19 protein-coding genes and 1 pseudogene are annotated in these 22,244 nt (G+C 50.1%); 16 read left to right on the top strand and 4 right to left on the bottom strand.

The genetic code is table 11. The annotated features are described in order from the left end of the window. Window positions 1-146: 146 nt before the first annotated feature. Window positions 147-1,481, top strand: a complete 1,335-nt coding sequence (vpsR, locus tag KNV97_RS21540) for a cyclic-di-GMP-binding transcriptional regulator VpsR (protein ID WP_136486240.1) — start codon at window positions 147-149, stop codon at window positions 1,479-1,481. A 494-nt stretch (window positions 1,482-1,975) separates the two neighbouring features. Beyond that, complete coding sequence (locus KNV97_RS21545; RefSeq protein WP_136486242.1) at window positions 1,976-2,227, top strand: DUF1127 domain-containing protein; 252 nt, start codon at window positions 1,976-1,978, stop codon at window positions 2,225-2,227. Between the two features lie 50 nt (window positions 2,228-2,277). On the opposite strand, the gene KNV97_RS21550 is transcribed toward KNV97_RS21545, so the two are convergent. Beyond that, on the bottom strand, window positions 2,278-3,312 hold the full coding sequence (locus KNV97_RS21550) for an NADP(H)-dependent aldo-keto reductase (RefSeq protein ID WP_218562730.1): 1,035 nt from the start codon (window positions 3,310-3,312) through the stop codon (window positions 2,278-2,280). A 260-nt stretch (window positions 3,313-3,572) separates the two neighbouring features. On the opposite strand from KNV97_RS21550, the gene KNV97_RS21555 reads away from it, so the two are divergent. Continuing rightward, complete coding sequence (locus KNV97_RS21555) at window positions 3,573-3,884, top strand: DUF6482 family protein (RefSeq protein WP_136486246.1); 312 nt, start codon at window positions 3,573-3,575, stop codon at window positions 3,882-3,884. A gap of 86 nt (window positions 3,885-3,970) precedes the next feature. On the opposite strand, the gene mutH is transcribed toward KNV97_RS21555, so the two are convergent. Then, window positions 3,971-4,636, bottom strand: coding sequence for a DNA mismatch repair endonuclease MutH (gene mutH / locus KNV97_RS21560; RefSeq protein WP_136486248.1), 666 nt, complete (start codon window positions 4,634-4,636; stop codon window positions 3,971-3,973). 620 nt (window positions 4,637-5,256) lie between these two features. Here mutH and rppH point away from each other — a divergent pair. The 5 genes and pseudogenes from rppH to KNV97_RS21585 all read left to right on the top strand — a co-directional run bounded on the left by rppH (window position 5,257) and on the right by KNV97_RS21585 (window position 10,540). After that, window positions 5,257-5,775, top strand: a complete 519-nt coding sequence (gene rppH / locus KNV97_RS21565) for an RNA pyrophosphohydrolase (RefSeq protein WP_168797031.1) — start codon at window positions 5,257-5,259, stop codon at window positions 5,773-5,775. A gap of 2 nt (window positions 5,776-5,777) precedes the next feature. Further along, entirely contained in the window at window positions 5,778-8,024 is a 2,247-nt protein-coding gene (gene ptsP / locus KNV97_RS21570; protein ID WP_218562731.1) for a phosphoenolpyruvate--protein phosphotransferase, read from the top strand. A gap of 24 nt (window positions 8,025-8,048) precedes the next feature. Then, window positions 8,049-8,757: pseudogene (locus tag KNV97_RS21575) on the top strand (sulfite exporter TauE/SafE family protein); the annotation flags it as partial. A 106-nt stretch (window positions 8,758-8,863) separates the two neighbouring features. Beyond that, window positions 8,864-9,679 (top strand): prolipoprotein diacylglyceryl transferase, encoded by an 816-nt coding sequence (lgt, locus tag KNV97_RS21580; protein ID WP_136486256.1) that lies wholly within the window; start codon window positions 8,864-8,866, stop codon window positions 9,677-9,679. 9 nt (window positions 9,680-9,688) lie between these two features. Continuing rightward, on the top strand, window positions 9,689-10,540 hold the full coding sequence (locus KNV97_RS21585; protein ID WP_218562732.1) for a thymidylate synthase: 852 nt from the start codon (window positions 9,689-9,691) through the stop codon (window positions 10,538-10,540). A gap of 186 nt (window positions 10,541-10,726) precedes the next feature. On the opposite strand, the gene KNV97_RS21590 is transcribed toward KNV97_RS21585, so the two are convergent. Next, the gene (locus KNV97_RS21590) at window positions 10,727-11,875 is read right to left on the bottom strand and encodes a Na/Pi symporter (protein ID WP_218562733.1); all 1,149 of its coding nucleotides are present in this window, start codon (window positions 11,873-11,875) and stop codon (window positions 10,727-10,729) included. 415 nt (window positions 11,876-12,290) lie between these two features. Here KNV97_RS21590 and nhaR point away from each other — a divergent pair, with 415 nt between their 5' ends. Both nhaR and KNV97_RS21600 read left to right on the top strand, forming a co-directional pair. After that, complete coding sequence (gene nhaR, locus KNV97_RS21595; RefSeq protein ID WP_136486262.1) at window positions 12,291-13,181, top strand: transcriptional activator NhaR; 891 nt, start codon at window positions 12,291-12,293, stop codon at window positions 13,179-13,181. Window positions 13,182-13,433: 252 nt separating this feature from the next. Beyond that, on the top strand, window positions 13,434-13,730 hold the full coding sequence (locus KNV97_RS21600) for an ArsR/SmtB family transcription factor (RefSeq protein WP_136486264.1): 297 nt from the start codon (window positions 13,434-13,436) through the stop codon (window positions 13,728-13,730). A 196-nt stretch (window positions 13,731-13,926) separates the two neighbouring features. On the opposite strand, the gene rpsT is transcribed toward KNV97_RS21600, so the two are convergent. Continuing rightward, the gene (gene rpsT, locus KNV97_RS21605) at window positions 13,927-14,187 is read right to left on the bottom strand and encodes a 30S ribosomal protein S20 (protein ID WP_136486266.1); all 261 of its coding nucleotides are present in this window, start codon (window positions 14,185-14,187) and stop codon (window positions 13,927-13,929) included. 258 nt (window positions 14,188-14,445) lie between these two features. Here rpsT and murJ point away from each other — a divergent pair, with 258 nt between their 5' ends. From murJ to ispH, 6 genes are all read left to right on the top strand, one after another. Beyond that, window positions 14,446-16,008, top strand: coding sequence for a murein biosynthesis integral membrane protein MurJ (gene murJ / locus KNV97_RS21610; protein ID WP_218562734.1), 1,563 nt, complete (start codon window positions 14,446-14,448; stop codon window positions 16,006-16,008). 71 nt (window positions 16,009-16,079) lie between these two features. Then, window positions 16,080-17,015, top strand: coding sequence for a bifunctional riboflavin kinase/FAD synthetase (gene ribF, locus KNV97_RS21615; protein ID WP_136486268.1), 936 nt, complete (start codon window positions 16,080-16,082; stop codon window positions 17,013-17,015). Window positions 17,016-17,078: 63 nt separating this feature from the next. Continuing rightward, a complete protein-coding gene (gene ileS, locus KNV97_RS21620) occupies window positions 17,079-19,925 on the top strand; it encodes an isoleucine--tRNA ligase (protein WP_218562735.1) in 2,847 nt (948 codons plus the stop codon). A 15-nt stretch (window positions 19,926-19,940) separates the two neighbouring features. Further along, on the top strand, window positions 19,941-20,444 hold the full coding sequence (gene lspA / locus KNV97_RS21625) for a signal peptidase II (protein WP_136486272.1): 504 nt from the start codon (window positions 19,941-19,943) through the stop codon (window positions 20,442-20,444). 343 nt (window positions 20,445-20,787) lie between these two features. After that, the gene (gene fkpB / locus KNV97_RS21630; protein ID WP_136486274.1) at window positions 20,788-21,219 is read left to right on the top strand and encodes an FKBP-type peptidyl-prolyl cis-trans isomerase; all 432 of its coding nucleotides are present in this window, start codon (window positions 20,788-20,790) and stop codon (window positions 21,217-21,219) included. A 28-nt stretch (window positions 21,220-21,247) separates the two neighbouring features. Continuing rightward, window positions 21,248-22,210, top strand: a complete 963-nt coding sequence (gene ispH, locus KNV97_RS21635; RefSeq protein WP_218562736.1) for a 4-hydroxy-3-methylbut-2-enyl diphosphate reductase — start codon at window positions 21,248-21,250, stop codon at window positions 22,208-22,210. The last annotated feature ends 34 nt before the right edge of the window (window positions 22,211-22,244 follow it).

A 22,244-nucleotide genomic window follows, 5' to 3' on the forward strand; every position in this document is an offset into this window, starting at 1 on the left:
TATTGAGCGCTAGAAAGTTTTCAATTTTCTTTATAGTCTTATGTTTGAGACAGACTCCACTCACAAGTGCCGTTAATGTAGCGTCAGTGGTGAAAGTGCCAAAAGTCGCACTGGATAAAAATGGTATAACAATAAGGAATCAGTTGATGGGTACTCAATTCCGCATGGATTCCGTGCCGGGTTCATTGATCGTAGTCGGTGGAACCTACGAGCCCTGGTTATCGGTTTTAGAACAAGTAGGATGGCGTTGCACGCAGTGCGCGGATCTGCGTAAAGCCGATCTGCTGTTTTCTGAAACAGGGCCATGTATTGGTATTGTGGATCTCAGCCACGATGAATTCAGCCTTAATGGTATTGCCAATCTGGTCAGCAGCCATAAACAAGTGCGCTGGCTGGCGTTTATTCGCGAGTCTCAGCTCAGTTCAGATACGATTTGCCAGTTTATCGTCAACTTTTGTATCGACTTCTTTACTGCCCCGATCCCGGATGCCCAGTTGCTGAGTACTATCGGTCACCAGCTCGGTATGCTCAAGCTGGAGAGAAAGGTCTGGCCGCATTTTGGTGCGAACGGTGACATGGGTCTGATGGGCGATTCGATCCCGGTTAAGCGTCTGCGCGATCAAATCAAGCGTATCGGCCCGACCGATGTCAGCATCCTTATCTATGGTGAGAACGGCTCCGGCAAGGGGAGTGTGGCGAAAGCGATTCACAAAACCTCAGCCCGGGCGCAGAAACCGTTTGTCTCGGTTAACTGTCGTGCGATGTCAGAAAGCCGCCTCGAATGCGAATTGTTTGGCATCGGCTGTGATGATAAAGGGTCGACGCCGTTGCTTTATCAGGCCGATGGCGGCACCTTGCTGCTCAACGATATTCTTACCATGCCAAAAAGCCAGCAGCTTAACCTGTTGCGTTTTCTGCAGGAAGGGACGGTGGAAACGGCGCAGGGAATGAAAGCGGTGGATGTGCGTATTCTGGCCGCGAATGCCTCGGATATTGAGAAAGCCCTGATCGACGGTGATTTTAACGAAGAGCTGTACCATTACATCAATGTGCTGCGCATTAACGTCCCTAGTCTCAAAGAGCGCGCCAGTGACATTGCTATACTGGCGAAGCATTTTCTGGTGGAGTATTCCAAAGAGTACAACGCCCAGGCGCGTAGTTTTTCTGAGGATGCGATGCGTGTGCTGACCCGCTATCACTGGCCGGGTAATGTGCGTGAGTTGATGAATCAGATTAAGCGCGTCGTGCTGATGTCGGATTCAGTGATGCTGGAAGAGTCGGATCTCGATCTGCCTAAGCGCGGTGACGGCAAGCGCAGCCTGAAAAGCATTCGCGAGCGTAGCGAGCGTGATGCCCTGTTGCTGGTGCTGGAATCCCATTCCGGCCAGGTTTCGACTGCGGCGAAGGAGCTCGGTGTGTCGCGTGCCACCATGTACCGATTGCTCAATAAACACAATCTGATTTCGGACGGGTCATTTTAATTGACCGTAAAAAGCCACTTCGGTGGCTTTTTTTATCGCTGATAAAACACTCAGGCAGTGAAAAGCATTGCATATCCAGAATCAATGGATTGATTTTCATTATATACAACTGGTGATGGCCTTGATTCTGGCTGGATGCATTGTTTTAGCCACTAAACAAGATTAAGGGTTGAACAATATTCTCAGTTGATTATTATTTAACCGTAAGCCTAGCTTACTGAAAATACACTTCTTTTTGGATTAATGACTTTGCTGGGAGGCGCAACATGACAACGTTCAATTCTGTTCATCTGCATCGCGCTTGCCATCATGCTATCAAATCTGTGACCGCTGTTGTGGTGGTTCGAGGTCATGATTGCCTGATTTCAGCATCGTCGTAAATTAATCCGTACCCTGTCAGGCTGCGGAAAACAGCCGCGCACAGGGATTACCACTTTTTTATACCCACCGTCAGGTCTGTTTTCCCAGTCAGAATTAATAACTGGAGAAACCTCATGCGTCATTCAATTTATCTGCAGCTGGCTACCCTGTTACTGCGAGCCGACCTCCACCGTGAAGAGCGTGCCTGGAAACGTAAAGTGCGTCGCAGTGCTTATGACTTGCCCTGGCATAATACCCATTTGCTCAAAGATATCGGTTTGCAACCGGACGGTCGTCCGATTGGTCATAGCGAGCCGGATGAAGTCAAAGTAGAACGCCGTGTGCGTCATCTGCGCCGGATACTCAGTGCGCGAATACCGACGTAACGGTCCGGGGCTGGTGATAAGCCAGTCCCGGATTACTGCCATGATTGCAATTATGGGCAGGGATTGGAGTACTGGATGCCAATCTCTTCAATTTTAGTCATCAGCTCATCGCTGAGCACCACATCCAGGCTGTCGATGTTTGATTTCAACTGATCAAGATTGGTGGCACCAATAATATTCGAGGCAACAAACGGACGTTGATTGACGAATGCCAGCGCCATCTGGGCCGGATCCAGACCGAACTCACGGGCCAGATTCACGTACGCTTCCGTTGCCTTGAGACCCTGCGGGGTAAAGTAACGTTTGAAGCGCTCGTACAGGCTGCAGCGCGCGCCTTGCGGCCGTGCACCATTGAGATATTTACCGCTCAGCACGCCGAATGCCATTGGTGAATAAGCCAGCAGCTTAACCCCTTCGTGATGGCTGATTTCTGACAAGCCGACTTCAAAACTGCGATTGAGCAGGTTGTACGGGTTCTGGATCGAGACCATACGCGGAAGATCGTGCTTTTCGGCCAGACGCAGATAGGTCATCAGACCCCACGGTGTTTCATTCGATACGCCGATATAACGAACCTTGCCCATTCGCACCAGATCGTTAAGTGCTTCGAGGGTTTCTATCAGGGTAATTTCCGACTGTTGTTCTGAATGCGGATAGTTAAGCTGACCAAAGGTATTGGTGATACGTTGTGGCCAGTGCAACTGGTATAAATCGATATAGTCGGTTTTGAGGCGGCTCAGACTGTCATCAATCGCCTGATGAATGTTGCGGTGATCGAGTGCCATATTATCGCGAATGTGCGGTACGTTACGCGGGCCGGCCACTTTAGTCGCCAGCAGCACTTTTTCACGCTTACCGGATTTCTCCAGCCAGTTACCGATAAATTGTTCCGTTTTGCCCTGCGTTTCTGCTGTCGGGGGCACCGGATACATTTCTGCAGTATCAATAAAATTGATCCCGCGCTCCAGGGCGTAGTCGAGCTGACTGAAGGCTTCTGCCTGTGTATTTTGCTCTCCGAATGTCATGGTTCCGAGGCACAGTTTACTGACTTCAAGGCTTGAGTGAGGCAGTTTAGTGTATTGCATAATCCTTCCTTGTCTGAGTGCAAACAGAGGGCTGATCCTTATCGTCCATGAGCCGTATCAGACTTAACTCTGATCAGAGGCGTACAGGCTGAATGGATAGCATCTTGAAACACATCGGCTTTTAATTTCAATCCCACTATAAGCCATCCGTCAGGGCAAAAGGAAATGAAATTTGTTCGCACACTGAGTGCGGCGCTCGGCATGGTAAAAGATTGAGCCTGGTCATCAGTCGGCTACACTGGATAGTAAGGAGGTGACGTATGCACAAACAACAACTGGATAAATGGTTGCATGGTATGCATAAGCCGGGGGCACCCCTGCCCAAGGTATATGTCATAGGATGTGCTGATGCCACGCACTACACGCTTGGGGTCGAAGTCAGGCACCGGATTGAACCTTTGATGAAAGGAGATGAGCCGATGCATTTTTCCTCGTTGGATGCCGCTAAACAGGAATTAGCCCAGCTTGGATTTGCTCAGGCTTACCTGCGTATGAGCTGCGCTTACGAAGAGTGTGGTTTAGAGGGAGGGCAGAGATACAGTGAGATCCCTCTGCCGTTAACCCGGCACTAGACTGATTTATTGCAGGCAGGCCTTTGGGGCCTGCCTGCATCTCTGATTACTGTTGTTCAACTGCCTGATCCGGTCAACACTCCGTCTCAGGCGTAATACGAAGCCAGGATTCGGGCGGTAAACTGAGTACGCAGGTAAAACCCGCGCGGCAGAGTGCGAATTGGTTTGCCATTGCTGCCGTAGGCTTCGGTTTTGACCTTACCGTTGGCCGCTTTGGGCCTCAGTTGCAGGACTTCACCATGGCGGGCGGTGATCTGGCCGACTTTACCCAGCACGATAAACTCCATTAATTCTTCCCAGTCCGCCTTTAGCATCGCCTCTTCTTGCGCCGACGGACTCCAGAGCAGCGGCGATCCGACCCGGCGCTGGGCCAGTGGAATCTCCCGTTCACCTTCCACCGGCATCCACAGCACACGCGATAACTTATGGCGCACATGACTCTGTTCCCAGGTCAGTCCGTGTATTCCGGTCAGCGGTGCTACACAAACAAACGTGGTTTCCAGCGGTTTAGCACTGTAGCTGATCGGGATACTTTTCAGCTCGATGCCCAGTTTGGCAAAATCCTGCTCCGGTTTACTGCCGGCACTGGCGCCTAAATGCCATTCCAGTAATTGTCCGACCCAGCCTTTGTCCCGGGAGAGATCGTTGGGCACTGGTATCGCGGCTTCCGCGGCCAGATCGGCAAAGCTGACACCGGCAATCTGCCAGGCCCGATCGAGTAATTCTTGTTCGCTCTGGGGTTCAGGTTTCATAAAGCGTACTGCGGTCGTAAAAAGCCTATAGTAACAAAAAATGACGGGCAGAGGATCATGCAGATAAATTGATCAAAGTGGATAAAAGATCATCATTACCATAGTTATCCACAGTTCCTGGTGTTTATAGGGCGAAATTTATGGGGTATGTATGCATGAACAGGGGGTTGCCACAGGGATTTGTTGTTTTTCAGGCAGATTAAAAGTGTAGCTTTCCGGATCTGTGTGGATAACAGCTGGGTTGGTGGATCTTTGAGCACTGTTGGTTTTTGAATGATCTTTCGACACCTGCCCTGATGTGATAATAAATTAAATTTACATTATTTATTGATATTTAAGGTTTTATTGATGTTTTTGTGATTTTTGTCCAATCCGGTGATGTGACTCTTCGTAGGTGTTTTTGCACAGTTCACACTCTTCTTCACATGGTTATTCACAGAAAACGTGAATAAATGTGGTCTATATCTCACTCTTTTGTTGATAACTTAAAATTTGAGTAAAAGTTATTCAATTATGCACTTGTCAGCGATAAATATTAGGTGAATCACATTAGTTAGTTTGCTCCTGTTGGGGATATGTGGAAAAATCAAAGCAATTAAGATTTTAATAGAGGTTTGCCAGTGATAGATGGCGATGGTTACCGGCTTAACGTCGGTATTGTGATTTGTAACAACCATGGTCAGGTATTCTGGGCGAAACGATACGGACAACACTCATGGCAATTTCCCCAGGGCGGAATCGATGAGGGTGAATCTCCTGAACAGGCAATGTACCGGGAGCTTTACGAAGAGGTTGGTTTAACAAAAAAAGATGTCAAAATCATTGCAACCAGTCGTCATTGGCTCCGTTACAAACTGCCAAAACGTCTGGTTCGGTGGGACTCTCAGCCGGTCTGTATTGGACAAAAACAGAAATGGTTCTTACTGCGTTTGGATTGCGATGAAGCTAAAATTAACATGCAACGTGGAAGCACCCCTGAATTTGATGGTTGGCGCTGGGTGAGTTACTGGTATCCAGTCAGACAAGTGGTCTCTTTTAAGCGTGATGTTTATCGTCGTGCCATGAAAGAGTTTGCGTCATTAGCGATGCCGTTTAGAGAACGAAAAGTGAAAGGTAAGCGCAAAAATCGAAGAGGATAGCGATGCTCTCTCAGCTACGGGATATAGTTGAACAAGTTTCAAAGGTAGAAGATGTCTATCAGGCGTTGGATATTTTTGTAAAGCAGACATGCAGTGCGATGAGCACTGAATGTTGTACTGTCTATCTCGCCAATGAGGAGATGCATCGTCTCGAACTGATGGCAACCCAGGGCCTGAAGTTCAAAGGGGATAAAATCCTGATCGACTTTGATGAAGGCCTGGTTGGCCTGGTCAAACGTTCTGCTGAGCCGATTAACCTGGCGGAAGCGTCTAAACACCCCAATTTCAAATATTTCAAGCAGCTTGGTGAAGAGGTGTACCAGTCGTTTCTTGGTACACCGATCATTTACCGTAAACAGGTGCTGGGCGTGCTGGTTGTGCAGCAAAAATCGCCACGTCTGTTTAGCGAAATGGAAGTCTCTTTCCTGGTCACTCTGGCGGCTCAGCTGGCCGTGATTATTGCCCATGCCCAGACCCAGGGTCACTGGCTGCTGAGTAAAAAGCAGCAGGCCATCAGTGGTATTCCGGCTTCATCCGGGGTGGCAATTGGCGAGCTGTGGTGGGATGACTCACAGCCACAGCTGTACGATGTTGCCCCTGCCTCTACCCTTGATATGGATCGTGAACAGGAGTGGCTGGCGCGTGCAATTGAAAGTGCACTGGGCGATTTTCGTAAAATGCGTAAAAAGCTCGACAGTGAAATCAATAAAGAAGCCCTGGCGATCTTCGACCTGTTTACCCACTTACTCAACGATCCGATGTTGCGTAAGGATCTTAAAGCGCAGATCCTCAAAGGTGATCGCGCGGACTGGGCGCTGCGTCAGGTGGTGGAATCTTATTCCAACCGTTTTGCCCGCATGTCTGACAACTATTTGCGTGAGCGGGCCCAGGATGTGCGTGAACTAGGTCAGCGCCTGCTCTTTTTCCTCTACAACACCGAACATGAACAGCAGCAGATCGACAAGCCGATTATCCTGGTGGTGCGAGAACTGACAGCGTCGGTTCTGGCTGCTATGCCAAAAGATAAGTTACTGGCTGTGGTCTCGATGGAAGGGGCGGCCAACTCTCACGCGGCGATTTTATCGCGTGCGCTGGGGATCCCGGCCATAATGGGGGTATCGCTTAATCTTAAGCAGATTAACGGCAAAATCGGGATTGTCGATGGCTACAGCGGTAAGCTGTTTATCTCTCCGGCCAGACAGATTCTGGCTGAATACCGCTCTCTGGCTAATGAAGAGCGTGAATTGTCGCAAATGGTCAATGAGGCCATGGCGGAGCCGGCGTTTACCGAAGATGGTCAGCGTATCGAATTGCTGCTCAATGCGGGCCTGAGTGCCGACACCAATATAGCCGTCAATCAGGGCGTCGATGGGGTCGGGCTATACCGTACCGAAATTTCGTTCCTGCTCCAGCACCGTTTCCCGTCCGAAGAGGAGCAGATTCAGCAATACCGTACGGTGCTCTCGGCCTACCCTGACAAGCGGGTGGTGATGCGTACACTCGATATCGGTGGTGATAAACCGTTGCCATACTTGCCGATTGAAGAGGATAACCCGTTCCTGGGCTGGCGCGGGATTCGCTTTACTCTCGATCACCCGGACATCTTTCTCATTCAACTGCGGGCCATGTTGCGCGCCAGTTGTGAGCATCATAATCTGAGCATTCTGCTGCCGATGATCTCTGGTACCAAGGAACTCGATGATGCGATCAAACTTATCCATCAGGCCTATGAAGAGAGCGTTAAACTCGACGCCCGGGTTCGTATGCCGGAAATCGGCATCATGGTTGAAGTGCCTTCTATGTTGTACCTGTTACCGTTGATCGCCGATAAAATCGACTTTGTTTCGGTGGGAACGAATGACCTGACCCAGTATATGTTGGCCGTCGATCGGAACAATTCCCGGGTTGCTGATGTCTATGAATCGATGCATCCTGCGGTGGTGATGGCACTTAAGCAGATCCAGCAGATCTGTGAGCGTCACAACATTCCGGTTTGTGTGTGTGGTGAGTTGGCGGGTGACCCGATTGGCTCGCTACTGTTGATTGGTCTGGGCTATCAGGCCCTGAGTATGAACACTTCTAACGTGGCTCGGGTTAAATATCTGATTCGTCATTCCGAGCTGACCGAGCTGAGCGCGCTTGCTGACAAAGCGCTGATGCAACCTTACGGAAAAGAAATTTATAATATGATGCTGGCTTATTTCGAGGACAAAGGCTTTGCCGGCTTCGTACGTGCGGGAAAAAAATAGGAACAGAATGTGAATATAGAATTAATGGCCCTGTTGCTGTTATTGGGGTCAGTGGTCGGTGTGCTGGCGGGTTTGCTGGGCATCGGCGGCGGGCTGGTGGTAGTACCGGCTCTGCTGTTTCTGTTGCCTTATGCCGGAATTACACCGGACATTATCATGCAATTGGCTTTAGCGACCTCGCTCGCCACCATCATAGTGACCTCTGGCTCATCTGCAATCAATCATCTTAAACTGGGTAACGTCGACATGTTTGTCGTCAAATGGCTACTACCCGGCGTGCTGGCTGGTGGTTTTCTTGGCTCGGTGATCGCAGAATGGATCCCAAGTGAGTATCTGCCAAAAGTGTTTGGTGTCATTGTTGTGCTATTGGCGCTGCAGATGTTCCGCTCAATCAAATCAACCCGAACGCGACCGATGCCGGGGGGCGGCGCTGACTGGTCTGTACGGCAGCGGCATCGGTATTGTCTCCAGCCTGGCCGGGATTGGCGGCGGTTCTTTGTCCGTGCCTTTCCTCAATCACCACGGTGTCGAGATGCGAAAAGCGGTCGGTTCTTCTTCTGTGTGTGGCTGTATGATTGCGATTGCCGGTATGCTCGGCTTTGTGTTGCATGGCTTTCATGCCCAAGGGCTGCCTAAGTACAGTGTGGGTTATGTTTATCTGCCTGCGCTGGTGGCCATTGCCTCAACCTCAATGCTGACTACCCGGATCGGCGCCCGGTTGGCTACCCGTTTACCTACCGCGGTTCTGAAGCGTTTCTTTGCCGTTTTTCTGATGTTCGTCGCTGTATCTATGTTGATGCAATAATCTGATTTATCCAAAAACAAGAGAATACTAATTTATGTCTCAGGGCTATTTTGAGTTTCCTAATATTGACCCCGTCATTTTTTCTATCGGGCCAGTTTCTGTGCGCTGGTACGGCATGATGTATCTGGTTGGTTTCCTGTTTGCTATGTGGCTGGCGAACCGCCGGGCCGATAAGCCGGGAAGTGGCTGGAATCGTGAGCAGGTGTCTGATCTGTTGTTTGCCGCTTTCCTTGGGGTAGTGATCGGCGGCCGGGTTGGCTATGTGCTGTTCTACAACTTCGAGATGTTCCTGGATGATCCGCTTTACCTGTTTAAAGTGTGGACCGGCGGCATGTCATTTCATGGTGGTCTGCTTGGCGTTATTACGGCCATGTTCTGGTATGCGCATAAAAATCAGCGCACCTTGTTTGGTGTGGCGGATTTTGTCGCACCGCTGGTGCCGTTCGGCCTGGGGATGGGGCGCTTAGGTAACTTTATGAATGGTGAGCTATGGGGACGAGCGACCGATCTGCCTTGGGGGGTTGTGTTCCCGGGGGCGGGGCCGTTGCCGCGTCACCCATCCCAGCTGTACGAATTTGCTCTGGAAGGCGTGGTGCTGTTCTTTATTCTCAACTGGTTTATTAAGAAGCCTCGTCCTTTAGGCTCGGTATCAGGGCTATTTTTGGCCGGATATGGTACATTCCGCTTCCTGGTTGAATTTGTCCGTGAACCGGATGCCCAGTTAGGCTTGTTTGGCGGTATCATTTCAATGGGGCAAATTCTTTCCACACCAATGATTTTTGGCGGCGTACTCTTAATGGTATGGGCCTACAAACGCGGCCGGTTCCAGGATCAGGCTGCGGCGAAGTAAGGGTTAGTAGTGAAACAGTATTTAGATCTTTGTCAGCGCATCGTCGATGAAGGCGTATGGGTTGAGAATGAGCGCACCGGTAAACGTTGTCTGACGGTGATTAATGCCGATCTCACTTATGATGTGGCTAATAACCAGTTTCCACTGGTGACCACCCGGAAAAGCTTCTGGAAAGCGGCAGTGGCTGAGTTACTGGGCTATATCCGGGGTTATGACAGTGCGGAAGATTTTCGCAAACTGGGGACGAAAACCTGGGATGCGAATGCCAATCTCAATCAGGCATGGCTGAATAATCCGTATCGCAAAGGTGACGATGACATGGGTCGGGTATACGGTGTACAGGGCCGCGCCTGGGCCAAGCCGGATGGTGGTCATATCGACCAGTTAAAAAAGATTGTTGATGATCTGAGTCGCGGTGTTGATGATCGCGGCGAAATTCTTAATTTTTACAATCCGGGTGAGTTTCACATGGGCTGTTTGCGTCCGTGTATGTACAGTCATCATTTTTCTCTGCTGGGTGATACCTTGTACCTGAACAGTACGCAGCGTTCGTGTGATGTTCCGCTCGGGCTGAACTTTAACATGGTTCAGGTGTATGCGTTTTTGGCCATCATGGCGCAGATTACCGGTCATAAGCCGGGTCAGGCATTCCACAAGATTGTCAATGCGCATATCTATGAGGATCAGCTTGAACTGATGCGTGATGTTCAGCTCAAGCGCGAGCCGCTGACAGCGCCGCAGTTCCACATTAACCCGGATATCAAATCGTTGCACGATCTGGAAACCTGGGTGACGCTGGATGATTTTGAAGTCACGGGGTATGAATTCCATGACCCGATTCAGTATCCGTTCTCGGTCTGACCCTGCTGTCCGCTGCAATATAGAAAACGCCGCTTGTTAGCGGCGTTTTCTTGTCTGTAGCAACCTATTTTTGCCTGAGTCAACTTATCGGCCGGCGACAATCTATAGTAAGGCTGAGCCTTCCTGATTCAGTTAATAAAAAAGCGCTTCCAAGGGAGAGCGCTTTGATCAGAGTCAATGGGGCGCTTAAGAGCTCAGCGCCAGAATCACACCCGGAAGCAGGATAAACAGTGATAGCAGATACAGCGCCACTACAGCTTTGTTTTTGACGGCCATTTCTGACAGCGCATCTGCGCCTTTCAGTGGCAGTTCACGCAGGAAAGGCACGCCGTAAATCAGTACCGTTGCCAGGACATTAAAGGTCAGGTGTACCAGAGCTATTTGCAGGGCAAACACCGCGAACTCACCGGAGACCGCCGTTGCTGCCAGCAGTGCTGTGATACAGGTACCAATGTTTGCGCCCAGAGTGAATGGATACACTTCGCGTACTTTCAGCACGCCAGTCCCCACCAGAGGAACCATCAGACTGGTTGTGGTTGATGACGACTGAACCAGAACGGTGACTACGGTGCCGGAAAAAATTCCGTGCAGCGGTCCGCGGCCGATGGCGTTTTTCAAAATGTCACGAGCGCGACCCACCATCAGGCTCTTCATCAGTTTGCCCATCACAGTGATAGCGACAAAGATGGTCGCAATACCCAGTACGATAAGGGCTACACCACCTAGCACGTCCCCGAATGAGGCAAACTGATCTTGCAGCGCGCTGATCACAGGTTTGGTGATTGGTTTAATGAAGTTGAGCCCTTTCATGCTCATGTCGCCCGTTGCCAGCAGAGGTGATACCAGCCAGTGGGAGATTTTTTCCAAAATGCCGAACATCATTTCCAGTGGCAGGAAGATGACGACTGCCAGCACGTTAAAGAAGTCATGAATCGTGGCGCTGGCAAAAGCGCGCTTGAACTCTTCTTTACAACGCATGTGGCCAAGACTGACTAGGGTGTTGGTGACTGTTGTGCCGATATTAGCACCCATCACCATCGGAATGGCGGTTTCAACTGGCAGGCCTCCGGCAACCAGACCAACAATAATAGAAGTTACGGTACTGGAAGACTGAATCAGTGCGGTTGCAACCAGGCCTATCATCAGGCCAGCAATCGGATGGGAGGCAAATTCAAACAGGACTTTAGCCTGATCACCTGTGGCCAATTTAAAGCCACTGCCCACCATAGCCACCGCTAATAGCAGCAGATACAGCATGAAACCCAAGTTTGCCCAGCGCAGCCAACGTGTGGTACTTGAAATTGGCGCAGCTGCGGAAGTTGCTTGGTTGATCATTGTTTTCTCCATTGACCCTTGGATATTGTGTGGTCGGTTGTTGAATCTGTGCGCGATAGTAGAGCGTGAATATTGCAGTAATATGACAGAACGCTTTCAAATCGAGTGGTTTGTCATTTAGCTCATTTTCTGTACTGACTGGCTTGGTTGATTGTTTTGTAATTAACTGTTTTTAAGTTGTTTTTTTTGATTGAACTCTGCCGCTGGGGAAAGAAAAAATTTTAACGCTCAGCTCCTTTTTAGCCATTTTGGCGATAAAATTTATGTCAGCACTGTCATATTGAAAGGGATTTGTTTCGTAATTACTGAGTTTTTTGTGTATTTGCTTCGAAAATATCGAGTTTGTTGCGAAGCGGTCAGGGCTTCTGTTATAAACAAACTCACTCACTAGGTTTATCAATGACTGGCAATTACTATGTCTCATCTTAATTACAACCATCTTTATTATTTCTGGATGGTGTGCAAACAAGGTTCCGTGACTAAAGCTGCGGATGCACTGTTTCTGACTCCGCAAACGGTTACCGGCCAGATCAAAGCGCTGGAAGAACGCATGGCGGGCAAGCTGACTAAGCGCAACGGACGCAGCCTTGAGCCAACGGAACTGGGTCAGTTAGTCTTTAAATATGCCGACCGCATGTTTGGCCTCAGTTACGAGATGTTGGATATTGTGAATTACAGTCAGCGCAATAATGTGTTGTTTGATGTTGGCGTAGCCGATGCTCTGTCGAAACGGCTGGTGAGTAAAATCCTGATGACCACAGTGCCGGCTGACAACAGCATCCATTTACGCTGTTTCGAATCGACCCACGAAATGCTGCTGGAGCAGTTATCACAACATAAACTGGATATGATCTTGTCGGATTGTCCGGTGGATTCCGGTCAAAGCCCGGGTTTATTCAGTAAAAAGCTCGGTGAGAGTCATATGGGCTTTTTTTCCAGCGGCAGTCTGGATAACAGTGATTATCCGGCGGTACTGGAACAGCGTAAATTATTGATCCCGGGCAGTCGTACAGCGATGGGGAGAAAAGTACGCCAGTGGTTTGATCATCAGGGAATCCAGCCCAATATTCTGGGCGAATTTGATGACGCAGCGTTAATGAAAGCATTTGCCCGCTATCATCCCGAGGTGATTTTTATGGCTCCGCTGATGTATATGAATGAGATGGAGCAGGAATTGTCGCTGCAACTGGTCAGCCGGATTGAAGAAATTAAAGAGGAATACTACGTTATTTTTGCCGAACGAATGATTCAGCATCCGGCGGTAAAGAATGTTTATGATGCTGATTTCAGCAATTTATTTGAATGAATATTTTATTACTGTTTACAAATAGATTACTATCACGCCACTGATAATCTCTTTGTAACCGCTTTCTTGGGCAATGATGATGTCGGTAATTTGAGGCGAACTGATGGACAGTCCGGGTTTTTTGACCCAGATTGTGGGATATCCATCATGACGGAAGTACGTAAGTACTTGGCGGTCAAGGACGCAGGCCGTTTGTGAATAAAAATAAATGCCATGGTTTGGCTGAAACGGTTATGTCAAAGAGGCTTACTCATGAACCTACAAGAAATGGAACAAAACTCCGCTCAGGCAGTGGTGCTGTTAAAGGCGATGGCGAATGAGAGACGGCTGCAGATCCTATGCTTACTGCATAATCAGGAGCTATCCGTAGGGGAACTGTGTGGCAGACTGGAATTGAGTCAGTCAGCGTTGTCACAGCATTTGGCCTGGCTGAGAAGGGATGGTTTAGTTGAGACGCGTAAAGAAGCACAAACTGTGTATTACACGCTCAGCAGTGATGAAGTAAAGTTGATGATTGAGTTACTGCATCGGTTGTACTGCGAGCCTTAATTTGGCCGTAGTGTCAGCGTTTTTGCTGTTATCCGTAGACAAGCAGGCAGGTTACGGAGATAAGAGCGCTGGGGCTACGATGCTATCGAGATGAATCATTGAGCTGAAAATCAGTAATTCGGTCGATAAAAAATGACAGGCAATAAAAAAACCGGCAGAAGCCGGTTTTTTTTATCACTGGGTTATCAAGTTCTGATTACAGAGCTTTGATAGCAGCAGCGAAACGAGACTTATGACGAGCTGCTTTATTCTTGTGAATAAGGCCTTTAGTTGCCATACGGTCCAGGATTGGTGTAACAGCTGCGAATGCAGCAGTTGCGCCTTCTTTGTCGCCTGCAGCGATTGCAGCAACAGTTTTCTTCATGTAAGTGCGCATCATTGAACGACGGCTAGCGTTGTGCTGGCGACGTTTTTCAGATTGGATAGCGCGCTTCTTAGCAGATTTACAGTTTGCCAAGGGTCTAACTCCCAAAAACTTTAGTTCGGTGACAATTTAAGGGCCGGAAATATCCCCTATTTGCACTTAATTGTCAAATGATTTGTGCAAAAACCCATCTAAGCCAAACAAGTTTGGTATCGGAAGGTCTTCGCGGTTAAGATGGCGTGGATTCTAACAGTATTTTTTTGCCAATGCTAATACTTATCTGATCTCTCACTGACATTATTTAGTGGCAGGGAAAGATAATGTTGTTTTCGCGTATTTTTCGAGGTTACCGTGAGTAAACGCTTGCTCAAGTCAGGCATGATAGTCAGTGCCATGACGTTGATTTCGCGCGTCCTGGGCCTGGTTCGGGACATAGTGGTCGCGAACTTAATGGGCGCAGGAGCCAGTGCGGATGTCTTTTTCTTTGCCAACCGCATTCCTAATTTTTTACGTCGTCTGTTTGCTGAAGGTGCTTTCTCGCAGGCTTTTGTGCCGGTTTTGACCGAGTATCACGCCAGTGGTGACCTCAATAAAACCCGTGAACTTATCGCCCGGGCCTCTGGTACGTTGGGGGTGCTGGTGACTATCGTTACTTTAATCGGGGTTTTGTGCTCGGGTGCGGTGACGGCTCTGTTTGGGGCGGGCTGGTTTCTGGACTGGCTCAATGACGGCCCGGCAGCCCCCAAATTCGAGCTGGCCAGTTTTCTGCTTAAGATTACCTTTCCTTATCTGTGGTTCATCACCTTTGTTGCGCTGTCTGGGGCGGTATTGAATACCCTGGGCAAATTTGCCGTGTCGTCTTTTACGCCAGTGTTTCTCAATGTCATGATGATCTTGTGTGCCTGGTTTGTTTCGCCAAACCTTGAGCAACCAGAAGTCGGCCTGGCAATAGGGGTGTTTTTAGGCGGTCTGGTTCAGTTTTTGTTTCAATTGCCGTTTTTAATCAAGGCCGGTGTGCTGGTGAAACCCAAATGGGGCTGGAAAGATCCCGGAGTGGTTAAAATTCGCACATTGATGATTCCGGCTTTATTTGGTGTTTCAGTCAGTCAGATCAACTTGTTGTTCGACTCTTTTGTGGCCAGTTTTCTGCATACCGGCTCGATCAGCTGGTTGTACTATTCGGATCGCCTGCTTGAGTTTCCGCTTGGTTTGTTCGGTATCGCGATCGCGACCGTTATTCTGCCGGCGCTATCGCGTAACCACGTCGATGCACACAGCGATGGCTTTGCCCATACCATGGACTGGGGGGTGCGAATGGTTATTCTGCTGGGGGTCCCGGCGATGCTGGGTCTGATGGTGTTAGCCAAGCCGATGCTGATGGTGCTGTTTATGCGTGGTGAGTTTACGCCGCAAGATGTGCAGATGGCATCGGCGTCACTGCTGGCCTATTCAGCTGGCCTGCTGAACTTTATGCTGATTAAAGTTCTGGCACCGGGTTACTACTCTCGCCAGGATACGCGAACCCCGGTCCGTTACGGCATCATTGCGATGCTGAGCAACATAGTGTTCAATGCCATCTTCGCCTGGTTTTACGGCTATGTCGGCCTGGCGGCGGCAACGGCTTTGTCTGCCTTCATCAATATGGCGCTGCTGTACCGGGGTCTGCATCTGCAAGGGGTATATCGGGTTTCGGCACAGACCATGCGTTTTATTATCCGTCTCGCGCTGGCCGGGGGCGCTATGGTCGCGGCCATTCTGTGGCAGATGCAAGCCATGTCTGTCTGGCTGGATTGGGGACTGATGCAGCGCGGCCTGATGTTAACAGCTCTGATCGCACTGGGGGCAATTGTTTATTTCCTCACCGCGTTAGTGCTGGGGATCCGGTTAAAAGATTTAAAAGCGGCGACAGATTAACGCTGATTAGGTTATAATCCGTCGGTTTCACACCAATATAACTGAGAACTATAGGTTTTAAGCGTATTCCAATGGAATTGATTCGCGGTATTCATAACATCAAAGCACAGCATAACGGCTGTGTACTGACTATAGGAAACTTTGATGGTGTCCATTTCGGTCATCAACAGGTATTAAATCAGGTTGCTGAGCGGGCAAAGCTGTTTGATCTGCCCTCGGTAGTGATGACGTTTGAACCGCAACCTATGGAGCTGTTCCTGAAAGACAAAGCTCCTGCCCGGTTAACAAGATTGAGAGATAAGTTTGTCCATATCGGTAAGCTGGGTATCGATCGTCTATTGTGTGTGAACTTCAACCACCACTTTGCCAACATCGAAGCGGAGGCATTTATCCGTGACTTGTTGGTGGCCCGATTGGGTGTTAAGTTTCTGGTGGTTGGCGATGACTTCCGCTTCGGCCGTGGCCGTAAAGGTAACTTTGCCATGCTTGAGCAGGCAGGTTTACGTTACGGTTTTGAAGTGGTCAGTACTCAGAGCTTCTGTTTACAGCAGTTGCGGGTCAGCAGTACTGCGATTCGTGAAGCTTTGGCCAGTGATGAGCTGGAGAGTGCGGCACACATGCTGGGGCGTCACTATAGTATCAGTGGGCGCGTTTCGCATGGTCGCAAACTTGGCCGGACGATAGGCTTTCCTACGGCTAATATTCCGCTCAAGCGCTGCGTATCGCCGGTTTCTGGTGTGTATGTGGTGCAAGCGTACGGCTTGGGCGAACAGCCGCTTGGCGGTGTGGCCAATATTGGCCAACGCCCGACAGTCAACGGGGTTCGTCAGCAGTTAGAAGTGCATTTATTCGACTTTCAGGGCAATTTATATGGCAAGCAGCTGGAAGTCGCGCTTTTACACAAGCTGCGTAATGAACACAAATTTGAGTCTTTTGAGGCTCTGAAACAGCAAATAGAATTGGATGCTGAGGCAGCAAGGGTGTGGCTGCGTCAGCTTAAGGGTTAACCGGTTGATTCCACCGGATACCATAATGTCTAACTTCGCCCAATATAACGGAATTAAGAATCGATGAGTGAGTATAAAGATACCCTGAACCTACCTGAAACAGGGTTTCCGATGCGCGGTAATCTGGCCAATCGTGAGCCAGAAATGCTTGAGCGTTGGTACAAAGAAGATCTGTACGGTGAAATCCGTAAAGCTAAAAAAGGCAAAAAATCTTTCGTATTACACGATGGCCCTCCGTACGCCAACGGTGATATTCACATTGGTCACGCACTGAACAAGATTCTTAAAGACATTATTATTAAATCCAAAACACTTTCAGGTTTTGACGCACCTTACATCCCGGGCTGGGACTGCCATGGTCTGCCAATCGAACTGATGGTTGAGAAGAAAGTGGGCAAGCCGGGCCAGAAAGTGACCGCGGCTGAATTCCGTGAAAAATGTCGTGAATACGCAGCCGGTCAGGTTGAAGGCCAGAAAGAGGGCTTCAAGCGTCTGGGTATCCTGGGTGAGTGGGATAAACCATATCGTACGATGGATTTTGCTACCGAAGCGAACATCATCCGCGCGCTGGGCAAGATTGCTGACAACGGCCACCTGCTGAAAGGTTTCAAACCGGTTCACTGGTGTACGGATTGTGGTAGTGCGCTGGCAGAAGCGGAAGTGGAGTACAAAGATAAGGTTTCTCCTTCTATCGATGTGCGCTTCAAAGCTGCGGATCAGGCAGCGGTACTGTCTAAATTCAGCCTGAGCGAAGGCCATGAAGGTCAGGGCGATATCTCAATCGTTATCTGGACCACTACGCCTTGGACACTGCCGGCGAACCGCGCAGTCTGTCTGCGTGATGATCTGGAATACGTTCTGATCCAAACCGAAGGCGAACAGCCTGAGCGTATTATTGTGGCGTCTGAGCTGGCGAAATCTGTGATGGATCGCGCCGGTATCGAGCATTTCCACTTCCTTGGTTTTACTAAAGGTGCGGATCTAGAACTGAGTCAGTTCAACCACCCGTTTTACGATTTCACTGTACCGGCGATTCTGGGCGACCACGTGACGACGGATTCTGGTACTGGTGTGGTTCACACTGCGCCTGGCCACGGTCAGGAAGACTTTGCGGTGGGTCAGCATTACGGTCTGGAAGTCGCCAACCCGGTGGGTTCAAACGGTGTCTATCTGTCCGATACCAAACTGTTCGCCGGTCACCACGTATTTAAAGCCAACGATTCAGTGATTGAAGTACTGAAAGAGCATGGTGCGCTGCTGCATCACCATGCCTACGAGCACAGCTACCCGCACTGCTGGCGCCATAAAACGCCAATCATTTTCCGCGCCACGCCGCAGTGGTTCGTGTCTATGGATCAAGCCGGTCTGCGTGAGCAGGCACTGAGCGCAATCAAAGGCGTTAAATGGATGCCGGACTGGGGTCAAAGCCGTATTCAGGGCATGGTGGAAGGCCGTCCTGAGTGGTGTATCTCTCGTCAGCGCACCTGGGGTGTGCCAATTGCCCTGTTCGTGCATAAAGAGACGGCTGAACTGCATCCAAACAGCGCGGCTCTGATTGAGCAGGTCGCACAACTGGTTGAGCAAAAAGGTATCCAGGCATGGTGGGATGTGGATTCTGCTGAACTGCTGGGCGCTGATGCTGACAACTATGAAAAAGTACTTGATACGCTGGATGTATGGTTTGACTCAGGTGTGACACACTACGCTGTGGTGGATAACCGTCCGGAGTTTAACGGCGCAGAAGCAGACATGTACCTGGAAGGTTCAGACCAACACCGTGGTTGGTTCCAGTCATCACTGATCTCATCAGTGGCGATGAAAGGTAAAGCCCCTTACAAAGAAGTGCTGACCCACGGTTTCGTGGTTGATGGTCAGGGCCGTAAGATGTCGAAATCGATTGGTAACGTGGTTGCTCCAAAAGATGTCACCAATAAACTGGGTGCAGATATTCTGCGTCTGTGGGTGGCTTCAACCGACTATACCGGTGAAGTTGCGGTATCGGATGAGATCCTGAAACGCAGCGCGGACTCTTACCGTCGTATCCGTAACACGGCGCGTTTCTTCCTGGCCAACCTGAATGGTTTTGATCCGGCAACGGACATGGTGGCACCACAAGAGATGGTGGCACTGGATCGCTGGGCCGTTGCTCGCGCTCTGGCGGCGCAACAAGAGATTGTCAAAGCGTACCAGGATTACAACACCCACGCGGTGGTGCAACGTCTGATGCACTTCTGTTCTATCGAAATGGGCTCATTCTACCTGGATGTGATCAAAGACCGTCAGTACACCGCAAAACGGGGCAGTAATGCCCAGCGCAGCTGTCAGACGGCGCTGTACTACATCGTCGAAGCGCTGGTTCGCTGGATGGCACCTATCATGTCGTTTACCGCAGATGAGATCTGGAATGACATGCCGGTTAACCAGCCAAACGGTCAAGCACGCGATAAATTCGTGTTTGTCAGCGAATGGTATGAAGGCCTGTTTGGTCTGAACGATGGTGAAGAGCTGAACAACGAATTCTGGACTGAAATCCAGAAAGTTCGTGGCGCTGTAAACAAGTTGCTGGAAAGCGCGCGTAATGAGAAAACCATCGGTGGCTCTCTGCAGGCGGAAGTGACTCTGTTCGCCAGCGATGAACTGGCGGCGATCATCAACAAACTGGATGACGAACTGCGCTTTGTTCTGCTGACCTCGCAAGCGAGCGTAAAACCGCTGGCTGAGAAGAGCGATGCGGCTCAGGCGACCGACATTGACGGCCTGTTCGTTCAGGTAAGCAAAACTGAAGCTGAGAAGTGTGACCGTTGCTGGCACCACACTCCGGAAGTTGGCACCATCAAAGGTCATGAAACTATTTGTGGTCGTTGCGTGTCCAACGTGGAAGGTGACGGCGAAATCCGTAAATTTGCTTAATCAAAGATAGGTTGCATGACGCAAGTACTTACACTTAAACAATCGGGAGTCCGCTGGCTGTGGCTGGCGCTCCTTGTCTTCGTTGCGGATATCGGCATTAAGCTGGTAGTCATGAACAGTATGGGGTTTGGCTGGGAGAACCGAATTGAAGTTCTGCCATTCTTTAACCTGCTGTACGTCCACAACTACGGTGCGGCATTCAGTTTTCTGAGTGACCAGGCCGGTTGGCAGCGCTGGTTATTTACCGCTATCGCCTTTGTGGTGGTGGGTATGCTGGCGTTCTGGATGCGACGCCTGCCAGCCAGCGACAAGTGGAACAACGTTGCTTACGCGCTGATTATTGGTGGTGCGGTCGGCAACGTGTTCGACCGGGTAGTGCACGGTTTTGTGGTCGATTATCTCGACTTCTTCTGGGGCACCTACCACTGGCCGGCATTCAACCTGGCTGACAGCGCAATCTGTATTGGTGCGGTCATGATCATTGCGGATGGTTTCCGCCCTAAGAAACAGACTGCCTAGATGACGAAGTCATAATAACCCTAAGCGCCGCCCGTTGATTCGGGGGGGCGCTTTTTGTTATCTAACACTACACAGTTATCTAACACTACACAGTGCTCCGATAACTATATCTGGCAGTGCCGTTGATCTGTGCGCTGAACAGTTGCTGCGGATTGGCGACCGCAGCGGACTGCTCGCAGCCTGGGTAGCATGGCAAGCCAGTGAGAGATAGAGTCACACCCGCCATCACACCTCATCAGCAAGAAATGAGGTAATTGGCGTGCCGTCAGCCGCGTTACCTGAGCTGACAGACACCTCTGTAACGGCAAACGACTCCAATAACCCAACTTAAGGAAGCCTGAACGTGACTACGATTAGCCAAGACTCGGCAGTAACTCTGCATTTTACTATCAAACTTAAAGACGGTTCAGTGGCCGACAGCACCCACAATTTTGGCAAACCGGCCAAACTGGTCATCGGTGACGGTAGCCTGAGTGATAACTTTGAACAGTGTCTGCTGGGGCTGCAGGCTGGCGATAGCCAGTCCATTGAACTGGCGGCGGCGGATGCTTTCGGCGCCCCTAATCCGGACAACATTCACTACATGGATCGCAGCAAATTTGTCGGTGACGCGGAAGTGGAAGTTGGCACTATCATGGCCTTCAGCGGCCCCGATGGTATGGAAATTCCGGGTATTATTACCGACATTGCCGGTGATTCGGTCACTGTCGATTTTAACCACCCGCTCGCGGGCCAGGATGTCATTTTTGATGTTGAGATTTTGTCGGTCGAATAACGTAGAATAGCCAGCTTAAAAGAGAACCATGAGCAATCCCATGAAAATACTGTTAGCGAACCCGCGCGGCTTTTGTGCCGGCGTTGACCGTGCCATCAGCATTGTTGAGCGTGCACTAGAAATGTATCAGCCACCGATTTATGTCCGTCACGAAGTGGTGCATAACCGTTTTGTGGTCGAGGGGCTGAAGCAGCGCGGTGCCATCTTTGTTGAAGAGCTGAGTGAAGTACCGGATGACAATATCGTCATTTTCTCTGCTCATGGGGTATCGCAGGCGGTGCGTCTGGAAGCCAAAGAGCGTGATCTGACTGTATTTGACGCGACCTGTCCGTTGGTGACTAAAGTGCATATGGAAGTGGCACGCGCCAGCCGCCGTAATATGGAAGTGGTACTGATTGGTCATGCCGGTCACCCGGAAGTGGAAGGGACCATGGGGCAGTATGCCAGCGTGACCGGAGGCATGTATCTGGTGGAAAAACCAGACGATGTGGTGGCTCTGCAGGCCAAGGTCAAAGACCCGTCTCATCTGCACTATGTCAGCCAGACTACATTGTCAGTCGATGAAACCGCTGATGTGATCGACAAGCTGCGTGAAGTGTTCCCGCAGATTCAGGGCCCGCGTAAAGACGATATCTGTTATGCAACCCAGAACCGTCAGGACGCCGTACGAATTCTGGCAGAGCAGGTGGATGTGATGATTGTGGTCGGCTCAAAAAATTCCTCCAACTCAACCCGTCTCAAAGAGCTGGCGGAAAAACTGGGTACGCCGGGCTATCTGACTGATTGTCCGGAGGATATTGATGCAGCCTGGTTACAGGGGGTAAGCCTGATTGGTGTCACCGCAGGGGCTTCTGCACCGGAAGAGCTGGTTAACCAGATCTTAGATCGGATTCAGGAACTCGGTGCGACTGCCGTGGAAGAAGTGCTGGGCCGCGAAGAAAATATGTTCTTTGAAGTGCCGAAAGAGCTGCAGATTAAACAGGTTGATTAAGTGACAGGCTGGCGAGATGCCAGCCTGTTTTCTT

The organism is Vibrio ostreae (assembly GCF_019226825.1).
Classification (GTDB): domain Bacteria; phylum Pseudomonadota; class Gammaproteobacteria; order Enterobacterales; family Vibrionaceae; genus Vibrio; species Vibrio ostreae.